Source organism: Rahnella sp. CFA14(1/10), from assembly GCF_004195095.1.
Classification (GTDB): domain Bacteria; phylum Pseudomonadota; class Gammaproteobacteria; order Enterobacterales; family Enterobacteriaceae; genus Rahnella; species Rahnella perminowiae.
In genome coordinates, this window is record NZ_SEWS01000001.1 from 604901 (window position 1) to 625335 (window position 20435).

The 20435-nt window shown below is 52.5% G+C and carries 23 protein-coding genes; 14 read left to right on the forward strand and 9 right to left on the reverse strand.

The window, feature by feature from the left end; genetic code table 11:
• Positions 1 to 121 precede the first annotated feature (121 nt).
• Entirely contained in the window at positions 122 to 1120 is a 999-nt protein-coding gene (gene pgl / locus EVX52_RS03020; RefSeq protein ID WP_129990561.1) for a 6-phosphogluconolactonase, read from the reverse strand.
• Positions 1121 to 1354: 234 nt separating this feature from the next.
• Here pgl and EVX52_RS03025 point away from each other — a divergent pair, with 234 nt between their 5' ends.
• Positions 1355 to 2176, forward strand: a complete 822-nt coding sequence (locus tag EVX52_RS03025; RefSeq protein WP_129951984.1) for a pyridoxal phosphatase — start codon at positions 1355 to 1357, stop codon at positions 2174 to 2176.
• Between the two features lie 51 nt (positions 2177 to 2227).
• Here EVX52_RS03025 and EVX52_RS03030 read toward each other — a convergent pair whose 3' ends face one another.
• A complete protein-coding gene (locus EVX52_RS03030; protein WP_129951985.1) occupies positions 2228 to 2500 on the reverse strand; it encodes a helix-turn-helix transcriptional regulator in 273 nt (90 codons plus the stop codon).
• A 144-nt stretch (positions 2501 to 2644) separates the two neighbouring features.
• Here EVX52_RS03030 and EVX52_RS03035 point away from each other — a divergent pair, with 144 nt between their 5' ends.
• The gene (locus tag EVX52_RS03035; RefSeq protein ID WP_129951986.1) at positions 2645 to 2908 is read left to right on the forward strand and encodes a helix-turn-helix transcriptional regulator; all 264 of its coding nucleotides are present in this window, start codon (positions 2645 to 2647) and stop codon (positions 2906 to 2908) included.
• Between the two features lie 12 nt (positions 2909 to 2920).
• On the opposite strand, the gene modC is transcribed toward EVX52_RS03035, so the two are convergent.
• From modC to EVX52_RS03055, 4 genes are all read right to left on the reverse strand, one after another.
• Positions 2921 to 3982: a molybdenum ABC transporter ATP-binding protein ModC gene (gene modC, locus EVX52_RS03040; RefSeq protein WP_129951987.1), complete on the reverse strand. Its 1062-nt coding sequence runs from the start codon at positions 3980 to 3982 to the stop codon at positions 2921 to 2923.
• Between the two features lies 1 nt (position 3983).
• Complete coding sequence (modB, locus tag EVX52_RS03045) at positions 3984 to 4673, reverse strand: molybdate ABC transporter permease subunit (RefSeq protein WP_129990562.1); 690 nt, start codon at positions 4671 to 4673, stop codon at positions 3984 to 3986.
• Between the two features lie 177 nt (positions 4674 to 4850).
• Positions 4851 to 5624, reverse strand: a complete 774-nt coding sequence (gene modA, locus EVX52_RS03050; RefSeq protein ID WP_129990563.1) for a molybdate ABC transporter substrate-binding protein — start codon at positions 5622 to 5624, stop codon at positions 4851 to 4853.
• Positions 5625 to 5815: 191 nt separating this feature from the next.
• The gene (locus EVX52_RS03055; RefSeq protein WP_129951990.1) at positions 5816 to 5971 is read right to left on the reverse strand and encodes an AcrZ family multidrug efflux pump-associated protein; all 156 of its coding nucleotides are present in this window, start codon (positions 5969 to 5971) and stop codon (positions 5816 to 5818) included.
• Positions 5972 to 6160: 189 nt separating this feature from the next.
• Here EVX52_RS03055 and modE point away from each other — a divergent pair, with 189 nt between their 5' ends.
• Together modE and modF are read left to right on the forward strand one after the other, a co-directional pair.
• The gene (gene modE / locus EVX52_RS03060; protein ID WP_129951991.1) at positions 6161 to 6943 is read left to right on the forward strand and encodes a molybdenum-dependent transcriptional regulator; all 783 of its coding nucleotides are present in this window, start codon (positions 6161 to 6163) and stop codon (positions 6941 to 6943) included.
• Between the two features lie 122 nt (positions 6944 to 7065).
• Complete coding sequence (modF, locus tag EVX52_RS03065; protein WP_129990564.1) at positions 7066 to 8535, forward strand: molybdate ABC transporter ATP-binding protein ModF; 1470 nt, start codon at positions 7066 to 7068, stop codon at positions 8533 to 8535.
• Here modF and EVX52_RS03070 read toward each other — a convergent pair.
• Positions 8489 to 9319 (reverse strand): hypothetical protein, encoded by an 831-nt coding sequence (locus EVX52_RS03070; RefSeq protein ID WP_129990565.1) that lies wholly within the window; start codon positions 9317 to 9319, stop codon positions 8489 to 8491. The two genes, modF and EVX52_RS03070, sit on opposite strands and share 47 nt — an antisense overlap.
• A 137-nt stretch (positions 9320 to 9456) precedes the next feature.
• On the opposite strand from EVX52_RS03070, the gene EVX52_RS03075 reads away from it, so the two are divergent.
• The 8 genes from EVX52_RS03075 (at position 9457) to EVX52_RS03110 (ending at position 16897) form a co-directional block, all read left to right on the forward strand.
• Positions 9457 to 10362 (forward strand): LysR substrate-binding domain-containing protein, encoded by a 906-nt coding sequence (locus EVX52_RS03075; RefSeq protein ID WP_129990566.1) that lies wholly within the window; start codon positions 9457 to 9459, stop codon positions 10360 to 10362.
• Positions 10363 to 10605: 243 nt separating this feature from the next.
• Positions 10606 to 11622, forward strand: a complete 1017-nt coding sequence (gene galE, locus EVX52_RS03080; protein ID WP_129951995.1) for a UDP-glucose 4-epimerase GalE — start codon at positions 10606 to 10608, stop codon at positions 11620 to 11622.
• 19 nt (positions 11623 to 11641) lie between these two features.
• Entirely contained in the window at positions 11642 to 12694 is a 1053-nt protein-coding gene (gene galT / locus EVX52_RS03085; RefSeq protein WP_129990567.1) for a galactose-1-phosphate uridylyltransferase, read from the forward strand.
• The gene (galK, locus tag EVX52_RS03090) at positions 12691 to 13839 is read left to right on the forward strand and encodes a galactokinase (RefSeq protein WP_129990568.1); all 1149 of its coding nucleotides are present in this window, start codon (positions 12691 to 12693) and stop codon (positions 13837 to 13839) included. The genes galT and galK overlap by 4 nt, the downstream gene beginning before the upstream one ends.
• Complete coding sequence (galM, locus tag EVX52_RS03095) at positions 13833 to 14879, forward strand: galactose-1-epimerase (RefSeq protein ID WP_129990569.1); 1047 nt, start codon at positions 13833 to 13835, stop codon at positions 14877 to 14879. Before galK ends, galM begins: the two co-directional genes overlap by 7 nt.
• 162 nt (positions 14880 to 15041) lie before the next feature.
• Positions 15042 to 15377 carry a PsiF family protein gene (locus EVX52_RS03100; RefSeq protein WP_129951999.1) on the forward strand — a complete coding sequence of 112 codons (336 nt, stop codon included), beginning with the start codon at positions 15042 to 15044 and terminating at the stop codon, positions 15375 to 15377.
• 204 nt (positions 15378 to 15581) lie between these two features.
• On the forward strand, positions 15582 to 16334 hold the full coding sequence (gene gpmA, locus EVX52_RS03105) for a 2,3-diphosphoglycerate-dependent phosphoglycerate mutase (protein ID WP_129952000.1): 753 nt from the start codon (positions 15582 to 15584) through the stop codon (positions 16332 to 16334).
• A gap of 89 nt (positions 16335 to 16423) precedes the next feature.
• Positions 16424 to 16897 (forward strand): GNAT family N-acetyltransferase, encoded by a 474-nt coding sequence (locus EVX52_RS03110; RefSeq protein ID WP_129952001.1) that lies wholly within the window; start codon positions 16424 to 16426, stop codon positions 16895 to 16897.
• A 66-nt stretch (positions 16898 to 16963) separates the two neighbouring features.
• Here EVX52_RS03110 and aroG read toward each other — a convergent pair whose 3' ends face one another.
• Positions 16964 to 18016: a 3-deoxy-7-phosphoheptulonate synthase AroG gene (aroG, locus tag EVX52_RS03115; RefSeq protein WP_129990570.1), complete on the reverse strand. Its 1053-nt coding sequence runs from the start codon at positions 18014 to 18016 to the stop codon at positions 16964 to 16966.
• Between the two features lie 202 nt (positions 18017 to 18218).
• Here aroG and EVX52_RS03120 point away from each other — a divergent pair, with 202 nt between their 5' ends.
• Both EVX52_RS03120 and zitB read left to right on the forward strand, forming a co-directional pair.
• Positions 18219 to 18548: a protein YbgS gene (locus tag EVX52_RS03120; RefSeq protein ID WP_129952003.1), complete on the forward strand. Its 330-nt coding sequence runs from the start codon at positions 18219 to 18221 to the stop codon at positions 18546 to 18548.
• A gap of 134 nt (positions 18549 to 18682) precedes the next feature.
• Positions 18683 to 19636 carry a CDF family zinc transporter ZitB gene (zitB, locus tag EVX52_RS03125; RefSeq protein ID WP_129952004.1) on the forward strand — a complete coding sequence of 318 codons (954 nt, stop codon included), beginning with the start codon at positions 18683 to 18685 and terminating at the stop codon, positions 19634 to 19636.
• 65 nt (positions 19637 to 19701) lie between these two features.
• On the opposite strand, the gene pnuC is transcribed toward zitB, so the two are convergent.
• Positions 19702 to 20424 (reverse strand): nicotinamide riboside transporter PnuC, encoded by a 723-nt coding sequence (gene pnuC, locus EVX52_RS03130; RefSeq protein ID WP_129952148.1) that lies wholly within the window; start codon positions 20422 to 20424, stop codon positions 19702 to 19704.
• Positions 20425 to 20435: the final 11 nt, after the last annotated feature.

The window sequence follows — 20435 nt, forward strand, 5'->3', positions numbered from 1 at the left end:
CACGTCTGGCACAGGCAATAAAAAAGCCCCTTATTACAGGAGCTTGATCATTATTTCACGGCGGTATTATTGGTCAGTTAAAAATATAACATTAACAAAACTAACAAGTAACCTATTGTGATTAATTAATTTCCAGAATGCTTACCCACATCGGGCCTTTGCCCACAGGGTAAGTTTTCAGGGTGGTCAGCTGACCGTTTTGTGGATCGATTTTCGCCACTTCAATCGCGTCCGATTTCTGTCCTGCGGTAATCACATACCGGCCAGTGTGATCGATATTGAAACCGCGAGGCTGTGTCTGGGTGGTGTGATGCCCGACCAGCTCAAGCACGCTGCCATCTTCTGACACCGTCAGCACAGAAATCAGGCTGGCAGTCCGGTCTGAGGCGTAGAGGAATTTGCCATCCGGCGTGATGTGCAAATCAGCAGCCCAGCAGGTGCCGGTGAAATCAGCGGGCATAATCCCCAGCGTCTGCACCTGACGGTATTCGCCGCTGGTGACGTCTTTCTGGTACACGTCCACGCTGCTGTTCAGTTCATTTACACAGTAGGCAAAATGATGATTCGGGTGGAATGCCATATGACGCGGGCCCGCACCCGCTGCAGTTTTCAGCTCCGGCGCGGCGTGCGGCGTCGCTTCGCCGTTGGCACTGAAGTCGAACTGGCGGATGCGATCTTCTTTCAGCGCAGGGATCATCAGTACCTGATTGGTCGGGTCGATATTGGCGGAGTGCGGAGCCTGGATATTTTCCAGCACCTGTACAGGCGCAAGCGCGAGCCCTTTTTCATCCAGCGGATGAATGCTGACATTATTAAAACTGTAGGACGCGGAGAACACAAAACGTCCCTGAAGGTCGATCCCCAGATGCGTCGGACTGCCCGGCAATGGGGCCATCGCAGCTTCTTCCAGTTTACCTTCATGGTCAATGCGGTAGGTCAGCATACCAAACTCAGGGCGCACGCCAACATACAGACGATGGCCGTCAGGATGAATCACCATCGGCTGAACCTGTCCCGGAACTTCCACCGTTTGTAGCAGGCTCAGTTCACCCTTGTCTGCCAGACGAAAAGCGTGGATTTGCTGGCTCTCAGGGCTGGCAACGTAGACGACTTGCTTCATCACATCTCCTTATTAAGAATCAAATAGTTGTAATACCCAAAATAGTTCGAGTTGCAGGAAGACAAGCGCAGCCAACCTATCTGCAACTTGAAATATGCCGGGTATTAAAGCGTAGCTCAGGTTACCACGATACGGCGACCCCTTTGGTGCCGGATACGCAGTTTAATTAGCAGGCTAAAAAAGGTAACATGGCGATAATTTCCCCGATTCCCCCTCACTTACGATGGACTGCTCATGACTTATCGCATTATTGCGCTCGACCTCGACGGGACGCTGCTGGACCGCCAAAAACGTATCCTTCCTGAATCCCTTGCCGCGCTGGCAGATGCCCGTGCACAAGGGGTCAAAGTCGTCGTCGTGACCGGACGCCATCATGTGGCCATCCATCCCTTTTATCAGGCATTGCAGCTCGATACACCTGCTATCTGCTGTAACGGCACGTATTTATATGATTATCAGGCACGTAAGGTTTTAACCTCCGATCCGCTGGATCCGGTCAAAGCCAAAAAAGTGATCGACTTGCTGGAATATCACGGCATCCACGGTCTGTTATATGTTGATGACGCCATGCTGTATCAGCAGCCGAGCGGCCACGTCAGCCGTTCCATTGCCTGGGGGCAAACCCTGCCGGAACATCAGCGTCCGAACATTATTCAGGTTAACAGCCTGCGCGAAGCCGCTGACAACGCACAGTCAGTCTGGAAATTTGCCACATCGCATCAGGATCTCGATACCCTGCACACCTTTGCCGCACAGGTAGAAAATGAGCTGGGTCTGGCCTGTGAATGGTCATGGCATGATCAGGTTGATGTTGCAAAAGGAGGCAACAGCAAAGGCCGCCGCTTGCAGGAATGGGTCGAATCTCAGGGCATGACCATGCAGGATGTGGTGGCGTTCGGTGATAACTACAACGACCTGAGCATGCTGGAAAATGTCGGTCTTGGCGTGGCGATGGGCAATGCAGATGATGCTATCAAAGAACGTGCGGCGCTGGTGATTGGTGACCACGAAACACCGGGAATCGCTGAGGTTATCCGCAACAAAGTGCTGAATTAACCGTTACCGGTGCACCTTCCTCTGCCACAGAGGAAGGTGTTTTTTGCAGGCTTATCCGTCAGTTTCCAATGTCTTATTCCTGACCGGCCGGACGGTACGGGGGATTAATCGCCTGTTTTCGTCATAATACCGGCTGGGCCAGATCACCGAAGGAGGTATATCCAGAGCCTGAGCGATGATCATTTCCCCTTTCGGCCACGGACGCGCCAGTGCATTGGCCAGTGTCGACGAACCTAAACCGGCTTGCCTTGAGAGCGCCGCCAGTGAGGTTCTTTTCTTACGTAATGCGGCAATAATATCCGCCGGATGCCAGTCATTTTCCATTTTTCATCCTTCTTCCTTTGTTGTTAGTTCAGCTAACTGAATTGTGAATTACACTGACACATAACAATGTCCAGTAACTCTAAACAACAATAATGTTAAGTGATGCTAAACATAACGTCAATACGGTTTCTATGGTTATTGATAATGATCCCACATCGACTGAAATCCGCGCGGGCAAAAGCCAGGCTTACGCAGGAAAAATTGGGTGTTTTGGCCGGAATAGATGAGAGCACGGCGCGTTCGCGTGTATCGCAATATGAAAACGGCACGTACAGCCCGAACTTTGACACCATGTGTCATTTTGCCCGCGTGCTTAACGTGCCGGAATGTTACTTTTATATTCTCGATGACGCGTTTGCCGAAGAGGTTCTGGTGCTTTATGCCGCTTTTAATCCGTCAGAAAAGTAAGGCGCAGTACGCTTAACGATTAACTGACACGCTCTTGATCTGCGCATACAGCCATTGTCCTGCGCGGATCATCAGTTCGTCGCGCGCCCACGGCGTGATCCGCGCCCAGATGATATGATCGGCCATCGCCAGTTTGACCTCCACCTGATTTCCCAGATCCAGACATTCCAGCACTTTTGCCGGCAGAATGTTGCGGATACTGCTGTTGTTCGCCGTCGGTTGCAATACCAGAGAAACGTCCGTGGCATTCACGCGTATACGCAGCGCCGTGCCGGGTACTTCTTCGACTTTACTGATCCATAAACGCTGATCGCCAACCGCCAGCGCCGTCATTTCATAGCGCGGATGATGTTCAAGCACGCTGACATTCAGCACACTGCTTTGCTCTTCTTTGGGCAACCACGGACGCATCACATTGCTTGCCCACACCTCTTCCAACGTTCCCATGGCCAGCACCTTACCGCTGTCGAGTACCAGCACTTTTTCTGCCAGACGTAAAATCTCATCCAGACTGTGCGTCACATACAAAATCGGAATGCTGATTTCCTGCGCCAGACGCTCCAGGTAAGGCATCAGTTCGCGTTTACGTGGAATATCGAGCGCGGCCAGCGGCTCATCCATCAGCAAAATTTCTGGTGCTGTCAGCAGCGCCCGGCCGATTGCCACGCGCTGTTTCTCACCGCCGGACAGCGTAAGCGGGAAGCGATCCAGCAAAGGCGCGATGCCGAGCAAACGCACGATGTTATCGAATTGTCCGCGCATCGACGGCGCCATGCCATATTGCAGATTACCTTTCACGCGGTAATGCGGAAACAGGCGCGCATCCTGAAAAACATAGCCGATGCGACGTTTTTCGGGCGGCAGGAAAATGTTGTTTTGCCGGTCGGATAAAACGCGACCGTTCAACGTTATGCGGCCACTGTCAGGCCGGGTGAGGCCACCGATGGCATTAATGAGCGAGGTTTTCCCCGCACCTGACAAGCCGAAAATGGCCGTTATTCCCTGCGCCGGTAAGGTCTGCGTCACCTGTAATTTCAGGCTACCCAGCGTCTGGCTGAAATCGAGTTCAAGCATGTCAGCCTCCCAGCCGGATACGGCTGCGTTTTGCCAGCCAGTCAGAAATCAGCAGTGCAGCCAGAGACAGCAGGATCGCCAACACACACAGCCGCGCGGCAGCCCCTTCCGCACCCGGTGTTTCAATCAGGGTATACATTGCCAGAGGAATGGTACGGGTCTCACCCGGAATATTCGAAACGAAGGTGATGGTTGCGCCAAATTCGCCCAGCGAACGTGCAAACGCCAGCACTACGCCGACAATGACACCTGGTGTGGAAAGCGGCAGTGTGAGGGTGAAAAACACCCGCCACGGTGACGCGCCGAGCGTGCGGGCAGCAAGTTCAAGTTTAGGGTCAACGGCCTCCAGCGACTGGCGGATTGCACGCACCATCAACGGAAATGCTACCACCGCTGAGGCCAGCACCGCACCGTGCCAGCTAAAACTGAAGCTGAAACCAAACCATTCGTACAGTCGCTGGCCAATAAAACCACGACGCCCCATCACCACCAGCAACAGATAACCAATCACCACCGGCGGTAATACCAGGGGCAAATGAATAATGCTGTCGAGCAGGGATTTACCGGGGAAACGGCCACGGGCCAGAATCCACGCCATCAGAATACCAAGCGGCAGACTGCAAACAACGGCCAGGCTCGATACTTTCAGACTGAGAAGTACCGCCTGCCACTCATATTCACTCAACATCATGTCGGTTTCTTAATCCTGAATTTATGTGTCGCAGAGATGAAATATCGGCAAAAATGTCGAAGGCTTTAATACCCATCAAAGTATAGAGAATCGCACACGGGGAAAGAAACAGAGAGGAAAAGATAAAGCCTGCGCAGTGCGGGAAGGCCTTATCTGTTTTCAGCAACAGCGATGAACTCAGCCGCGGGGCGTGAAACCGTATTTTTTGAAGATTTCAGCCGCTGCCGGCGTTTTCAGATAATCATAAAAACCGCTGACTGTCGCATTTTCATGCCCCTTAACAATGGCCATCGGATACTCAACTGGCTTATGGCTCGATGCCGGGAAAACACCGACCACTTTGACTTTCTTACTGGCCACTGCGTCAGAACCATACACAATGCCCACCGGTGCCTCTTCACGTTCTACCAGCGCCATGGCCGCACGGACGTCGCTGGCGCGCGCCAGTTTAGGTTCCAGCGTGGTCCAGGCTCCCAGTTTTTGCAGCGCTTCTTTGGCATAAATCCCGGCCGGGACATGATCCGGGTCCCCCACCGCCAGGCGGCTGTCGCCCAACAGTTTGGTCCATTCAGTTTTCTCTGAGATGTCGACTTTGTTGATTTTGCTGCCGGCCGCCGAAATCAGCACCAGCTCGTTACCCAGCAACGTATAACGGGTGTTATCCACCATTTGCTGTTTGCTGATGGCATAATCCATCCACTGCTGATCGGCAGAAATAAACATATCTGCCGGAGCGCCTTGCTCTATCTGACGGGCCAGTGTGGAAGATGAGGCGAAAGATGAGACAACCTGCACGCCTTTTTCTTTCTGATACTGCGTTGCAATATCCTGCAATGCGTTGGTCAGTGATGCGGCGGCAAACACAGTGATTTTCTCTGCTGCCTGAGCCTGAACACCAAGTCCTGCTACCAGAACGGTCGCGGTGAATACTTTGCCCCATTGATATGTCATCGTTTTCCTTCGCCTTTGTGAAAAAATGTTTCGTTATGTAATCCTTAATATAACGCAGCAGGAAACGATGTCATGCATTTTTAGGAGCAAGGGGCGGATAACCTATGGTTTTTTGATCTGAACGATAAAAAGAAAACCCAAAAAAAAGAAAACCCGGCGCGATGGCCGGGTTCCGGAAAAAAGCTCATTAATCAGTAATGAGGCTTCTCACGGGATTCTTTAGAGTGACCCACGTGGGAGATGATATTGAATACTTCGCCAAGCCCCCAGATCAGGCCCAGGATCACAGCGATGAAAACCGGTACCATGACGGCAGCGAAAATCAAACTTTCTAATAATTCTAACATGATAGCCTCACTTAACTGGCTGAATCGCCCTGAGGCGATGTTGGACTTCGTACATGAAGTCAAAAACGAAAAATCAAACTGTTGCGGATAATAACAGCACGGGACGGTAATTACTTTAGCATTTCGCCAACTTGCCTGCCTGCTGGTTTAGCGGCGACAATAAGCCCTCATTCTCACAAGGAAGCTGCGATGCAAGCCGAAATTCTCTTAACCCTTAAACTTCAGCAACGTTTGTTTGCCGATCCGCGCCGCATTGAATTACTGCGGCAGGTGCGCCAGACCGGTTCAATCAGTCAGGGGGCCAGGCTCGCGAACATCAGTTACAAAAGTGCCTGGGATGCCATCAATGAAATGAATCAGCTTGCCGATCAGACGCTGGTCGATCGCAGCACCGGTGGCAAAGGCGGGGGTGGCGCAGTGCTGACGGCATACGGCGAGCGTCTGATCCAGCTTTATGAATTACTGGCACAAATTCAGCAAAAAGCCTTCGACGTGCTGAAAGAAGATTCGCTCCCTCTCGACAGTTTGCTGGCGGCTATTTCACGTTTCTCCCTGCAAACCAGTGCGCGCAACCAGTTCTTCGGCAATGTCATTGAGCGCGGGTACAGCATCGTTCAGCAGCATATTGATGTCCTGCTGGCTGATGGCAAAACAAGGATCCGCGCAGCGGTCACTGAACAAAGCGCCGACCGTCTGGCGTTAACGCCCGGTAAAGAAGTCCTGGTGCTGATCAAAGCGCCGTGGATCACGCTGAGCATGCAGGCTGATCACCCGCATAACGCCTTGCAGGGCGATATCACCCACATCCAGCGCGGTGAAAACAGCAGCGAAGTGCTGATGAAGCTCCCGGGCAGTGAAATATTATGTGCGACAGTGCCAAATGCCGAAGCCGACAAACTGACCCTGAAAACCGGCCAGAGCGTTTTCGCACAATTTGATGACGACAAAGTAATCCTTGCCACCTTGTGCTAAAAAAATAAATTAATCAGGATCTTGCAAAATCAGCGTTTTCATTTTGCAGATTTGTCAATTGACTTGCGAAGATGCAGCGCTTATCCCTTGTTTTATAATCATTTGAAAATGAGAGATTAAATATGTCGTCGTTGCATATCTCGCAAGGCGTTTTCCGCCTCAGCGATACCCGGACCCTCACACTTTCTGATCTCACTGTTCGTCAGACAGACAGTTGGGCGTTTGTCGGCTCCAATGGCAGCGGAAAATCCGCACTGGCACGTGCGCTGGCAGGCGATTTAACCCTGCTGAAAGGCACTCGGAAAAACAGTTTCCCGCATATCGTTCGCCTTTCATTCGAGCAATTACAAAAACTGGTCGCCGATGAATGGCAGCGTAACAACACTGATTTACTGAGTGAAGGTGAAGACGATACCGGCCGCACTACTGCTGAAATTATTCAGGATGAAGTGCGTGATCCGGCCCGCTGTGCGGCCCTTGCCGAACAGTTTGGTATTGAGAAATTGCTTGACCGTCGCTTCAAATATTTATCGACCGGCGAAACGCGCAAAACCCTGCTGTGTCAGGTGCTGATGCAAAAACCCGATTTGCTGGTGCTGGATGAGCCGTTCGACGGCCTCGACGTCAACGCCCGCGCCCAGCTGGCACAGTTGCTGGAAACCTTATCCGGCGAAGGCCAGACGATGGTGCTGGTGCTTAACCGCTTTGACGACATTCCTGCGTTTGTGAAAAATGTCGGCGTGCTGGCTGACTGCACGCTGGCCTCTGTAGGGCCGCGAGAACAGGTGATGGCTGATGCGCTGGTTGCCCAACTGGCACACAGTGAAAGCCTGAACGGTATGGCCGTGCCGGAAGCAGAAGATCCCACCGCACGTATCAGCCCGCCTGCCGGCAGTCCGTTAATCGTGCTGCGTGACGGCGTAGTGCAGTACAACGACCAGCCGATTTTGCACCATCTGAGCTGGCAGGTGGATCACGGCCAGCACTGGCAGATCACCGGCCAGAACGGTGCAGGAAAATCCACCTTACTGAGCCTTATCACCGGCGATCACGCACAGGGCTACAGCAATGACCTGACGCTGTTCGGCCGCCGTCGCGGCAGCGGTGAAACCATCTGGGACATCAAGCGTCATATTGGCTATGTCAGCAGCAGCCTGCATCTGGATTACCGCGTCAGCACCAGCGTGCGCAATGTTATTACTTCCGGCTTCTTCGATTCGATCGGTATTTATCAGGCGGTATCCGACCGGCAGAAATTACTCACCTCCCAATGGCTGGAATTGCTCGGGCTGGAAGGTGATGCCGGTGATACCCCGTTCCACAGTTTATCCTGGGGACAACAGCGTCTGGCGCTGATTGCCCGCGCACTGGTCAAGCATCCGGCGCTGTTAATTCTTGATGAACCGTTACAGGGGCTGGATCCGATCAACCGTCAGCTGGTGCGCCGCTTTGTCGATATCCTGATCGGCGAAGGTGAAACTCAGTTGCTGTTTGTTTCGCATCATGCGGAAGATGCGCCGCAATGCATTACCCATCGTCTGAGCTTTATTCCTGACGGTGAAATCTACCGTTATCAGATTGACATACTGTAACGTTATTTCGCTTCCTCTTTGCGGGGATCATCAGTGCAGTCACTACGCCCGCCAGCGCCAGTGCCGCCAGCAATGAATACCCGTTTTCAATGCCCTGCCGGCCGGGATTATTTTTCAGCAGCAGTGTGAGCAGTGCCAGCATCACCAGGGCGCTGCTTACCCGAACCCAACCTCCCAGACGGGATGCATAATGATATTCATCACCGGTGAGCTGATCCCTTTCTGTTGCGGCGGCCTGACGGGCTATGCCCGCGCCGAATCCGGTCAGTAACATACCCGGCAGCAGCACCAGCCCGAAAGCAGGCATTATTGCCATCACCCCCAGCCCGCACGCCGCAATCATAAAACCCCACAGCAAGAGGCTGGCAGAGGTGGCATTCCGCCCGAGTTTTTCGCCGAACGCTTTGCCCGACACCATCATCAGCAATAAGGTAGCAAAGCAGAGAATAATGCCCGGCCCGCCGAATCCGTAAATCTGATACATCGTCACCGCCAGCAGGAACCACGCAGCACAGGTGACTGCCGTAACGAAAATACCGGTCCAAAAACTTATTTGCAGGGGCAACGAAGCCCGCAAATGACGCGGCATCAGGGGTTGAGGGTGGTAACGCTCGCTGATGATAAACAACACAAAAAACAGTGCGGCGGCTCCCGCCAGCGCGTGGGACAGCGGTGTATCCAGCCCGTTAAAGCCGACATTCAGCAGCGTCAGCACCAGGTGCAGCACAAACAATATGCCCGATGCTGGTGACAACCACCGCGCAGGTGATTTTTTGGCGTTCATAACAGTTCCTTTATCAGCATTCCGCAGTATACAAGATGAATCTTATTCATCCATATCATGTTGATAAAAGAGCTTACACCGCCTAATTTAGATGATTCAACGTCATAGATTTCAGCCATGGATGAAAATAACTCATCATGAAGAAGATTCGTTTACCGCCTCTCGGTTCGCTCAAAGCATTTGATGCGGTGGCGCAGCAGAAGAGTTTCAAACGCGCGGCAGAAGATATCGGCGTGACAGCCACTGCTATCAGCCATCAGATCCGTGTGCTTGAAGAGTCATTGGGCACGGCAGTGTTTGAGCGCAGCGCCCGTGAGGTCAGGCTTACCGCCGCGGGGCAAATCCTGCGCCACGCCACGCAGCAGGCATTTGCCGGATTACAGGCAGCCGTCGAAGAAATTCATCACGCCGCGTTGCCTGCGGCGCTGACAGTGACCACGACATCCAATTTCCTGACACACTGGCTGGTGCCGCGGCTGGCGGATTTAAAAGCCGCTGCGCCCGAGATGGATTTACGCTTACATACCGGCATTGAGCTGGTGGATTTAACCCGTAATACCGTGGATGTGGCGATCCGTTACAGCGAATCCGCCGGTGAGAATCTTGATTCGAGGCTGCTTTATCACGACACTTTTGTGCTGGTTGCCAGTCCTGCGCTGGCGTTGAAAACGATGGAGGATCTGACGACAGTAACGTTGTTTCATGTGGAAAATCGTCATATTCCTCACCCCTCTCCCGACTGGGAGAACTGGCAAAAACACTTCGGTCCGGCGCAATTAAACACCGACAGTGGCCTGCGTTTTACGGATGAAACCCATGCTATTCAGGCGGCGATTGCCGGTCAGGGTGTGGCGATTGTCAGCAGTTTGCTGGCGCATGACTTCATTGAAAAAGGCATCCTGACCACCCCGTTCCCTCAATACCTGCCCGGCGCAAACTATTATCTGGTGACCACCAAAGAGAAAGCACTGCGCGAAGATATCGTGACACTCCGCCGCTGGTTAGTGGACAAAATGTCGGCATTTCCCCCGGCTGGAGTCTGAAAATGAGTCCGAAAAGCTGATTCACCCCCCGGATAAATTTTAGTGTAATCGATTACACAACCCATCCTTTCTGGCTTATCACCGGTTGCCGAAGACTTTGCGTACCGCACGCCGCACCTGTTGAGTCACGTTGAAAGGTGGTAAACTGTTTGTGTAAGCGATTCCATTTTATTGGGGATGGATCACCTTTTTCAGCCTTGCAGCGTGATATCGTTGCATCCAGATAATCATCGGGGAGCTATTATGTACGTCTTAGTCACAGGTGGTAGCGGTTACATCGGCAGTCATACTTGCGTGCAATTGATTGATGCAGGCTATACACCCATCATTCTTGATAATCTTCACAACAGCAAAGTGAGTGTACTGGAACGTATCCATACCCTGACCGGCAAAACGCCGCTGTTCTACGAAGGTGATATTCGCGACCGCGCCCTTCTCGATAAAATTTTCAGTGAAAATCCTGTTCATTCCGTTATTCATTTCGCCGGCTGGAAAGCCGTGGGCGAATCCGTGGCAAAACCGCTGGCGTATTACGACAACAACGTCACCGGTACGTTGGTGCTGGTTGAAGCCATGCGTGCCGCCGGCGTAAAAAACCTGATATTCAGTTCTTCCGCCACCGTGTATGGCGATCAGCCAAAAACGCCGTATGTCGAAGATTTTCCGACCGGTAATCCTTCCAGTCCGTACGGCCGCAGCAAACTGATGGTCGAGCAAATTCTGGAAGATGTGCAGCGTGCTGAGCCTGAATGGAGCATCACGCTGCTGCGTTACTTCAACCCGGTCGGTGCTCATCCGTCTGGCCTGATGGGGGAAGATCCACAAGGTGTACCGAATAATCTGATGCCATTTATCGCGCAGGTGGCAGTAGGTCGTCGTGAGTCCGTCGCCATTTTCGGCAACGATTATCCGACACCGGACGGCACCGGCGTACGTGATTACATTCATGTTGTCGACCTGGCAGACGGACATCTGGCCGCGATGAAAACGCTGCACAACAAAGCGGGCGTACATGTTTATAACCTGGGCGCCGGCTTCGGTCACAGTGTGCTGGATGTGGTTAACGCCTTCAGCAAAGCCTGCGGCAAACCGGTGAATTACAAGTTTGCACCACGTCGTGATGGCGACTTACCGGCGTATTGGGCAGATCCGACCAAAGCAGCGAAAGAGCTGAACTGGAAAGTCACCCGCACGCTCGAAGACATGGCCAACGATACCTGGCTATGGCAGTCGAAAAACCCGCAAGGCTATCCGGATTAAGGAGGACTAAGGAAAGTTTATGACCACGTTTAACCCGATTGATCACCCGCATCGTCGCTACAATCCACTGACCGATCAGTGGATTTTAGTCAGCCCGCATCGTGCCAAGCGTCCGTGGCAGGGTCAGCAGGAAGCCGTTTCTCAGGAAACACTGCCTGCGCATGACCCGGACTGCTTTCTCTGTCCGGGCAATACCCGCGTGACAGGCGATGTGAATCCGAAATACACCGGCACGTTTGTGTTCACCAATGATTATGCCGCGCTGATGCCGGATACGCCTTTTGCGCCGGAAAGCGACGATCCGCTGATGCGCGTTCAGAGCGCACGCGGTACCAGCCGGGTGATCTGTTTCTCGCCGGATCACAGTAAAACTCTGCCGCAACTCTCAGTTGAAGCGTTGACGGAGATCGTCAGAACCTGGCAGGAACAAAGTGCGGATCTGGCAAAAACGTATCCGTGGGTGCAGGTTTTCGAAAACAAAGGCGCGGCAATGGGGTGCTCTAACCCGCATCCGCACGGCCAGATCTGGGCCAACAGCTTCCTGCCTAACGAAGCCGAACGTGAAGACCGCCTGCAACGTGCCTATCTGGAACAACAAGGTTCGCCGATGCTGGTCGATTACGTGCAGCGCGAACTGGCCGACGGCAGCCGTACGGTGGTTGAAACCGAACACTGGCTGGCAGTAGTGCCTTATTGGGCCGCATGGCCGTTCGAAACCTTGTTGCTGCCGAAAGTCCACGTCAAACGCATTACTGAGCTTAATGATGCACAACGCAGCGATCTGGCTCTGGCACTGAAAAAGCTGACCAGCCGCTACGACAATTTGTTCCGGTGCTCTTTCCCGTATTCGATGGGCTGGCACGGTGCGCCATTTACCGAAGGCGACAACGAACACTGGCAACTGCACGCGCATTTCTATCCGCCGTTGCTGCGTTCAGCCACGGTGCGCAAATTTATGGTCGGCTACGAAATGCTGGCTGAAACCCAACGCGACCTGACAGCGGAACAAGCCGCAGAGCGTCTGCGGGCGGTGAGTGATGTTCATTATCGTGAGGCCGGAGAAAAAGAATGAAACTGAAGACCAAAACCCTGGAAATCTTTGCCGATAAATTTGGCTACCCTGCGACCATTACCATCAAAGCGCCGGGGCGCGTGAATCTGATTGGCGAACATACCGATTACAACGATGGCTTCGTGCTGCCGTGCGCGATCGATTATGAAACAGTGATCGCCTGCGCGCAGCGCAATGACCGTACGATCCGTGTGATCGCCGCCGATTACGATAACGACGAAGACAGCTTCTCACTCGACGAACCGATTGTGCACACCGATGCACACCCCTGGGCCAATTACGTGCGTGGCGTGATCAAGCATCTGATGTTGCGTAACAAAGATTTCTCCGGTGCGGATATGGTGATCAGCGGCAACGTGCCACAGGGCGCGGGCCTGAGCTCTTCAGCTTCGCTGGAAGTCGCGGTCGGCCAGGCACTGAAGTCATTATATGACTTGCCGCTGGATGGCGTAGCACTGGCACTGAACGGTCAGGAAGCGGAGAACCAGTTTGTCGGCTGTAACTGCGGCATTATGGATCAGCTGATTTCTGCACTCGGCAAGGAAAATCATTCCCTGCTGATTGACTGCCGTTCACTGGATACCCGTGCGGTGTCTATGCCGGAAAACGCGGCGGTGGTGATTATCAACTCCAACGTGAAACGCGGCCTGGTTGACAGTGAATACAACGCCCGTCGCGAGCAATGCGAAGTGGCGGCACGTTTCTTCGGTGTGAAAGCGCTGCGTGATGTTGACCCTGCCCTGTTCTTCTCCATTCAGGATGAGCTGGATCCGGTCGTGGCCCGCCGTGCGCGTCATGTGATTACCGAAAACGACCGTACACTGGCAGCGGCTGATGCACTGGCCAGCGGCGACCTGAAACGTATGGGCGAACTGATGGCGGAATCTCACGCCTCAATGCGCGATGACTTTGAAATCACCGTGCCGCAAATCGATAAGCTGGTGGAAATCGTCAAAGAAGTGATTGGCGATAAAGGTGGTGTGCGTATGACCGGCGGCGGTTTCGGCGGTTGTATTGTGGCGCTGGTTCCTGAGGACATGGTGGAAAAAGTCCGTCATGCCGTTGAACAGCAATATCATGCGCACAGCGGTCTGAAAGAGACCTTCTATGTTTGCACCGCTTCACAAGGAGCAGGCATATGCTAAAACCTGAAAACACACAGCTGGCGCCCGATGGCCAGCCGTTTGAACAGGTTACGCTACAGAATGCAGCGGGTGCCACCGCAACGTTCATGGACTGGGGCGCGACCTGGTTATCCTTCACCCTGCCGCTGACGGATGGCTCCACGCGTGAACTGCTGCTCGGTTGCCAGTCGCCGCAGGAATACATGAACCAGAGCGCGTATCTGGGCGCGACCGTCGGACGTTACGCTAACCGTATCGCCCGCTCGCAGTTTGAAATTGACGGCAAAGCGCATCTGGTAGTCGCCAATCAGGGTGTTCACCAGTTGCACGGCGGGCCGGAAGGCTTCCATGCGCGTCGCTGGATCATTCTGGAACAGACCGCGCAGAAGCTGACGTTTCAGCTATTTTCTGTCGACGGCGATCAGGGTTATCCGGGCAACATGACAGCGAAAGTGTATTACCAGCTGACCGACGATAACCGGCTGGAAATCCGTTACGAAGCGACGGTTGACAAACTGTGTCCGGTCAATCTGACCAATCATGCCTATTTCAACCTCGACGGTGAAGGGACTGATGCGCGTCAGCACAAGCTGCAGCTGTTTGCTGATCGCTTCCTGCCGGTCGACAGCGATGGCATTCCTTGTGCGGATCCGGTCCCGGTTGAAAACACCGGCATGAATTTTAATGCCGCCAAAACGCTGGCGAAAGATTTCCTCGCTGATCGTGACCAGCAACGCGTGAAAGGGTATGACCACGCTTATCTGCTTAACCGCACCTGCAATACCGGCAGCAATCCGGCGGCGCATTTGTGGTCTGCTGATGGCAAAGTCAAAATGACGATGTTTACGTCTGCGCCAGCAGTGCAGCTTTACAGCGGCAATTTCCTGGGCGGAACCCCTAACCGTAGCGGCGGCGAATACGCCAGCTACAGCGGTGTCGCACTGGAAAGTGAGTTCCTGCCGGACAGCCCGAATCATGCCACCTGGCCGCAGCCGAGCTGTTGGGTTAAACCAGATCAGATCTACAAATCTTCGACGACGTATCAGTTCTTTGCACTGTAATGTCTCACGACAGGGTCGCCCGGCCCTGTCTTCATTCCTTCCTGCTTCTGCGAATTTGTGACTCACGGCGCATCTGTATCAGCACATTTTAAGCTAAAGGCTCTTCCCCCATCTACGCTTAGAGAGTGTCCTGCCGAAAGGACGATTAATAAGGAGTTCGATATGCGTTTACCTGTTGTGTTATCCCTGCTGGCAACGCTGTGCGCGGCGGGTTCCGCTATTGCGGCTGATCCTGTTAAAGTTCCTTCCCCTGCTCAGACTGAGCAACGCCAAAAGATGACCGACTGTAATCAGCAGGCCACTACCCAGTCACTCAAAGGCGATGACCGCAAAAAATTCATGAGTCAGTGCCTCAAAGCGGAAACCAAACCGGCTATGGCAAAAATGACGCCTCAGCAGGAGAAAATGAAAACCTGTAACGCAGACGCCGCCAAAAAAGAACTTAAAGGCGATGCACGTAAGACTTTCATGAGTACCTGCCTGAAAAAAGCCAGCTGATCGCTGACTTTTTACACAAAACGCGCTGTCCGGGAGACCGTACGCGCGTTTTGTTTTACATCGCCGCAGCAAATTCGTTATGTTTAATACAAACGGCGTCCCGCAGAGACTTCCTGAGGAAGTTTCAGATTGCTGTCGGGGAGGCCAAGCCTCTATAATGATAACCGTTATCATTGAAAATTCAGTTAACTGAGGAGTTTAGCTATGGCTGTAACCAAGCTGGTGCTGGTAAGACACGGTGAAAGTGAGTGGAACAAAGAAAACCGTTTTACCGGTTGGCATGATGTTGAACTGTCCGATAAGGGTCGCACTGAAGCAAAAGCTGCAGGTCAGTTGCTTAAAGACGAAGGCTTCCAATTCGATTTTGCTTACACCTCTGTGCTGAAACGTGCCATCCACACGCTGTGGAGCGTTTTGGACGAACTGAACCAGCCATGGCTGCCGGTTGAGAAATCCTGGAAACTGAACGAACGCCATTACGGCGCATTGCAAGGCCTGGATAAAGCAGAAACTGCACAGAAATACGGTGACGAGCAAGTTAAACAATGGCGTCGTGGTTTTGCTGTCACGCCACCAGAACTGGATCGCGCTGATGAACGTTTCCCGGGCCACGATCCGCGTTACGCTAAACTGACTGAGGCAGAACTGCCAACTACAGAGAGCCTGGCGCTGACCATCGAACGCGTCATCCCTTACTGGACTGAGGTCATCAAACCACGTATCGCCAGCGGAGAGCGCGTCATCATCGCCGCACACGGTAACTCCCTGCGTGCACTGGTTAAATATCTCGATAACCTGAGCGAAGACGAAATTCTGGAGCTGAACATCCCTACCGGTGTTCCGCTGGTTTACGAATTCGACGAAAACTACAAACCAATCAAACGTTACTATCTGGGTAATGCCGACGAGATCGCAGCGAAAGCCGCGGCCGTAGCAAACCAGGGTAAAGCGAAGTAATTTCGCGTTTTCTGCGTGAAGCACGATGATTGATAAGGCATGCGAAAGCGTGCCTTTTTTGTATCCCCGACCCGCAAGGAAAAATATTTATGCCAGTCAGACGTGCAACACCCGATGAAGCAGAAGCGCTGTGGAACATACGTAATCAGGCTATCCGTCACGGGTGTAAAAACGCTTATGATGCACAGATTGTGATGGCATGGACACCCGATGAGATGCCTGCCGGATACCGCAAAGCCATTATTGATAATCCTTTTTTTGTCGCACAGACACAGGGGCTGAGCACACCGGCGGCAACAGGATTCCTTGATCTGAAAAATGGCAGTGTTGAAGCGATTTTTACATTGCCAGAATTTGAAGGGAAAGGCCTCGCTACGCAAATTCTTGCTGCCATAAAAGCAGAAGCGAAATCACGCGGTTTCACAGCACTTACGCTGGCTTCTACGCCGAATGCGTTTGAATTTTATAAGAGGAACGGATTCAGTCTGGTAAAAGAGAGCCTCTACCGCTCTGAGATGGCGGATGCTGATTTGCGTTGTATGGAGATGCGCTGCGAATTGTAGGGGATATTCAGGCAATAAAAAGCCCCGCTAAAAGCAGGGCTCAGACAAGTATTCCAGCAGGTGACATTAACCGCGGCGTGCTTTGACCGCGCCCGCCAGGCTGCGCAGCAGCACTTCGGTGTCTTCCCAGCCTATACAGGCATCGGTCACGCTCTGACCATAAACCAGAGGCTCGCCGCTGTCGAGGCTCTGATTCCCTTCCACCAGATGGCTTTCTACCATCACGCCCATCACCGACTGCTCACCGCCGGCAATCTGACCACAGACGTCTTCACACACTTCCATTTGTTTTTTGAATTGCTTACTGCTGTTAGCGTGGCTGAAGTCGATCATGATACGCGCTGGCAGGCCGCCTTTTTTCAGGCCTTCTTTCACTTCCTGCACATCCTGAGCGCTGTAGTTTGGCTTTTTGCCACCGCGCAGAATGATGTGACAATCATTATTTCCGCTGGTATTAACGATAGCGGAATGCCCCCATTTGGTCACAGACAGGAAACAGTGTGGCGCGCCAGCTGCATTGATGGCGTCGATCGCCACTTTAATGGTGCCATCTGTGCCGTTTTTGAAACCGACCGGGCAGGATAAACCGGAAGATAACTCGCGGTGAACCTGAGATTCAGTGGTACGTGCGCCGATAGCCCCCCAGCTCATCAAATCCGCCAGATATTGTGGCGTGATCATATCCAGGAATTCGCCAGCGGCCGGTAAACCCGTGTCGTTAATATCCAGTAACAGTTTGCGGGCAATGCGCAAACCCTCGTTAATCTGATAGCTGTTATTCATATGCGGGTCGTTAATCAGCCCTTTCCAGCCCACTGTAGTACGTGGTTTTTCGAAATAAACACGCATCACCACTTCCAGTTCGCCTTGCAATTCTTCACGCATTGTCAGCAGGCGGGTGGCGTATTCTTTCGCGGCTTTCGGATCATTGATCGAGCAAGGGCCAATGACGACCAGCAAACGGTCATCGTTTCCTTTCAGTATCTTATGGATCGCATTACGGGCCTGAGAAACTGTTTTGGCCGCTTTGTCAGTGGCAGGAAATTTTTCGAGCAGGGCAACCGGAGGTAAAAGTTCTTTGATTTCTTTAATGCGTAAATCGTCGTTTTGATAATTCATAACTGTTCCATTCGGGTGTTCATAAGAGACAAAGCGAAACGCTGACCGCGTTCAATCTAGCCGTATTGAATCCCGGTGTAAACCTGCTTTTACACTTACGATTAGTCTCATTTTGATTTAGGACATAATTTCTTTAGCTAGGCTTTTACCAGACACATGAAAAACGACTACGGACCTTTCTCGAAAAAATGGAGATGACATTATGAAAAAGCTCGCAATCATGTTACTGACCACAACCATGGCACTGACCACCGGTGCTGCTTACGCTGCCGGCGAGTCCTCGGCAAGCGACAACAATGGTCAGGCTAATCAGTCCGGCTCGCCGGGTTCGGTACAGAAAATTGCGCCAAAAAGCGTGAACAATGATCAGATTAACACGACCAATAAACCCGTGAATGAAACGACTACTCAAACGGATGGCACCACCCATCACATGAGTAAAGATAAAGAGCATAAGAAAACGATGTGCAAAGATGGACGTTGTCCGAATCAGACCCCGGATACACCTTCTTCAAAAGCAACCGGTAACTAATTCCGTCACGTTTGCTCACCTGCTCATACAGGAGGGACTTTGCTTCCTCCTGCTTCCCTGAATTCCCCTTCTTGCAACACCTTAGGTTTACGCTATTGTGATTGTCTCGGTTCATCATTTTTGTGAATATAACTATGCCTTCTTCCCTGTTGCCACAGGATAAAAATAGCCGCCGTTTGTTGCTGGCTTTCCTTGTTACTGTAATTTTTATGGTAGCCGAAGTGATTGGCGGGCTGGTCTCAGGCTCTCTGGCGCTTCTGGCCGATGCCGGGCACATGCTGACTGACGCAGCCGCGTTACTTGTTGCCTTGCTTGCCGTACGTTTTGCGAAACGCAAGCCTAACAGCCGTCATACTTTTGGCTATTTGCGCCTGACCACCATGGCGGCCTTCGTGAATGCCGCTGCGCTGCTGGTGATTGTCGTTCTGATTGTCTGGGAAGCCATCGCCCGGTTCTTTAATCCGCAGCCCGTAATGGGCACCACTATGCTGGTGATCGCCATTGCTGGTCTGTTCGCCAATATTCTGGCCTTCTGGCTGCTGCATCAGGGGCAGGAAAAGGCCAACATCAATGTGCGTGCCGCCGCGCTGCACGTTTTGGGTGACTTGCTGGGATCGATTGGAGCGGTCGCTGCGGCGCTCATCATCATGTATACCGGCTGGACGCCTGTGGATCCGCTTTTATCAGTGCTGGTTTCCTGCCTGGTGTTAAATAATGCCTGGCGGTTGCTGCGGGAAAGTTTTCATGAATTACTGGAAGGCACACCGGAAGAGATCGATATCGATAAACTGCGACGGGATTTGTCACTGAGTATCCCGGAAGTGCGCAACGTGCATCACGTTCACGTCTGGCAAATTGGTGAACAGCGGCTGATGACCGTGCATGTACACGTGGTTCCACCGCACGATCACGACGCACTGCTTTACCGCATTCAGCATCATTTGCTGGAGAAATGCCGCATCGGCCATGCCACGATACAAATGGAATATGGCCAGTGTGAAACTCCGGATTGTGAGATGAATGAAATGCCGTTAACCCGTGCCGGGCACGATCATCATGGACATAGCCATGCACATCATCATCACTGATCCTCAGAGAAGAACCCGAAAATAAAACGCCTCTGTGATAGAGGCGTTTTTCCAGGAAGATGAAATCAGGCCGGTTGCAAAGGCCGTGAACCGTTTTGCTTTGCACTTTTGATCCACAGCCACGAACCGTTCAGCGCAATCAAGGTCAGAAGCACATATTCGAGTGCCATCGCATAAACGCCCTGATAAGCAAAAATCGCGACGCTGATGACATCAATGATGACCCACAGCAGCCAGTTTTCAACATACTTTCGGGTCATCAGCAACATTGCCACAATCGACAGCACCATCATTGATGAATCCCAGAACGGGAAGGCATCAGGTTGCAGTTCAGGCACCTGCACATTGAGCCCCAGCGCCTGCATCAGGTTTACCGCCAACAGCGTCAGGGCGGCAAAAACGCGGTCGATGTTAAAGGTCATCAGCAGAATGCCTGCGACACATACAACGCCCCATATCAGCGCTTTGCCACGTGGCAACCAGCGGATCTGCAATTGTGCTTCCTGGTCCGCTGTCTGGCGGCTCCAGGCATACCAGCCGTAGATATTGGCGGCAAAGAAGAAGATTTGCAGCAACAGGCTGGCGTAAAGCTGGATCTGGAAGAAGATGATCGCAAACAACGTGACGTTGATCAGACCGAAAGGATAGTTGATCAGCTTTTCTTTACTGGCGTACCAGATGCAGAGCAACCCAAAAATGGTGCCTACAGCTTCAATCCACGACAGGTCATATCCCCCCTTTCCAAGCGGAATATGAACCAGAATATTACTGGTACTGAAAAAATCCATCATCTCATCCT

Bases quoted from the DNA above. Each gene is read 5' to 3' on its own strand.
- modF (WP_129990564.1), top strand. From the start codon at position 7,066: ATGTCGTCGTTGCATATCTCGCAAGGCGTTTTCCGCCTCAGCGATACC.
- galK (WP_129990568.1), top strand. From the start codon at position 12,691: ATGAAACTGAAGACCAAAACCCTGGAAATCTTTGCCGATAAATTTGGC.
- pgl (WP_129990561.1), bottom strand. From the start codon at position 1,120: ATGAAGCAAGTCGTCTACGTTGCCAGCCCTGAGAGCCAGCAAATCCAC.
- pnuC (WP_129952148.1), bottom strand. From the start codon at position 20,424: ATGGATTTTTTCAGTACCAGTAATATTCTGGTTCATATTCCGCTTGGA.
- aroG (WP_129990570.1), bottom strand. From the start codon at position 18,016: ATGAATTATCAAAACGACGATTTACGCATTAAAGAAATCAAAGAACTT.
- modB (WP_129990562.1), bottom strand. From the start codon at position 4,673: ATGATGTTGAGTGAATATGAGTGGCAGGCGGTACTTCTCAGTCTGAAA.
- galE (WP_129951995.1), top strand. From the start codon at position 10,606: ATGTACGTCTTAGTCACAGGTGGTAGCGGTTACATCGGCAGTCATACT.
- modC (WP_129951987.1), bottom strand. From the start codon at position 3,982: ATGCTTGAACTCGATTTCAGCCAGACGCTGGGTAGCCTGAAATTACAG.
- EVX52_RS03110 (WP_129952001.1), top strand. From the start codon at position 16,424: ATGCCAGTCAGACGTGCAACACCCGATGAAGCAGAAGCGCTGTGGAAC.
- EVX52_RS03025 (WP_129951984.1), top strand. From the start codon at position 1,355: ATGACTTATCGCATTATTGCGCTCGACCTCGACGGGACGCTGCTGGAC.
- EVX52_RS03055 (WP_129951990.1), bottom strand. From the start codon at position 5,971: ATGTTAGAATTATTAGAAAGTTTGATTTTCGCTGCCGTCATGGTACCG.
- modA (WP_129990563.1), bottom strand. From the start codon at position 5,624: ATGACATATCAATGGGGCAAAGTATTCACCGCGACCGTTCTGGTAGCA.
- EVX52_RS03075 (WP_129990566.1), top strand. From the start codon at position 9,457: ATGAAGAAGATTCGTTTACCGCCTCTCGGTTCGCTCAAAGCATTTGAT.
- galT (WP_129990567.1), top strand. From the start codon at position 11,642: ATGACCACGTTTAACCCGATTGATCACCCGCATCGTCGCTACAATCCA.
- EVX52_RS03070 (WP_129990565.1), bottom strand. From the start codon at position 9,319: ATGAACGCCAAAAAATCACCTGCGCGGTGGTTGTCACCAGCATCGGGC.
- EVX52_RS03035 (WP_129951986.1), top strand. From the start codon at position 2,645: ATGATCCCACATCGACTGAAATCCGCGCGGGCAAAAGCCAGGCTTACG.
- gpmA (WP_129952000.1), top strand. From the start codon at position 15,582: ATGGCTGTAACCAAGCTGGTGCTGGTAAGACACGGTGAAAGTGAGTGG.
- modE (WP_129951991.1), top strand. From the start codon at position 6,161: ATGCAAGCCGAAATTCTCTTAACCCTTAAACTTCAGCAACGTTTGTTT.
- EVX52_RS03100 (WP_129951999.1), top strand. From the start codon at position 15,042: ATGCGTTTACCTGTTGTGTTATCCCTGCTGGCAACGCTGTGCGCGGCG.
- EVX52_RS03030 (WP_129951985.1), bottom strand. From the start codon at position 2,500: ATGGAAAATGACTGGCATCCGGCGGATATTATTGCCGCATTACGTAAG.
- EVX52_RS03120 (WP_129952003.1), top strand. From the start codon at position 18,219: ATGAAAAAGCTCGCAATCATGTTACTGACCACAACCATGGCACTGACC.
- zitB (WP_129952004.1), top strand. From the start codon at position 18,683: ATGCCTTCTTCCCTGTTGCCACAGGATAAAAATAGCCGCCGTTTGTTG.
- galM (WP_129990569.1), top strand. From the start codon at position 13,833: ATGCTAAAACCTGAAAACACACAGCTGGCGCCCGATGGCCAGCCGTTT.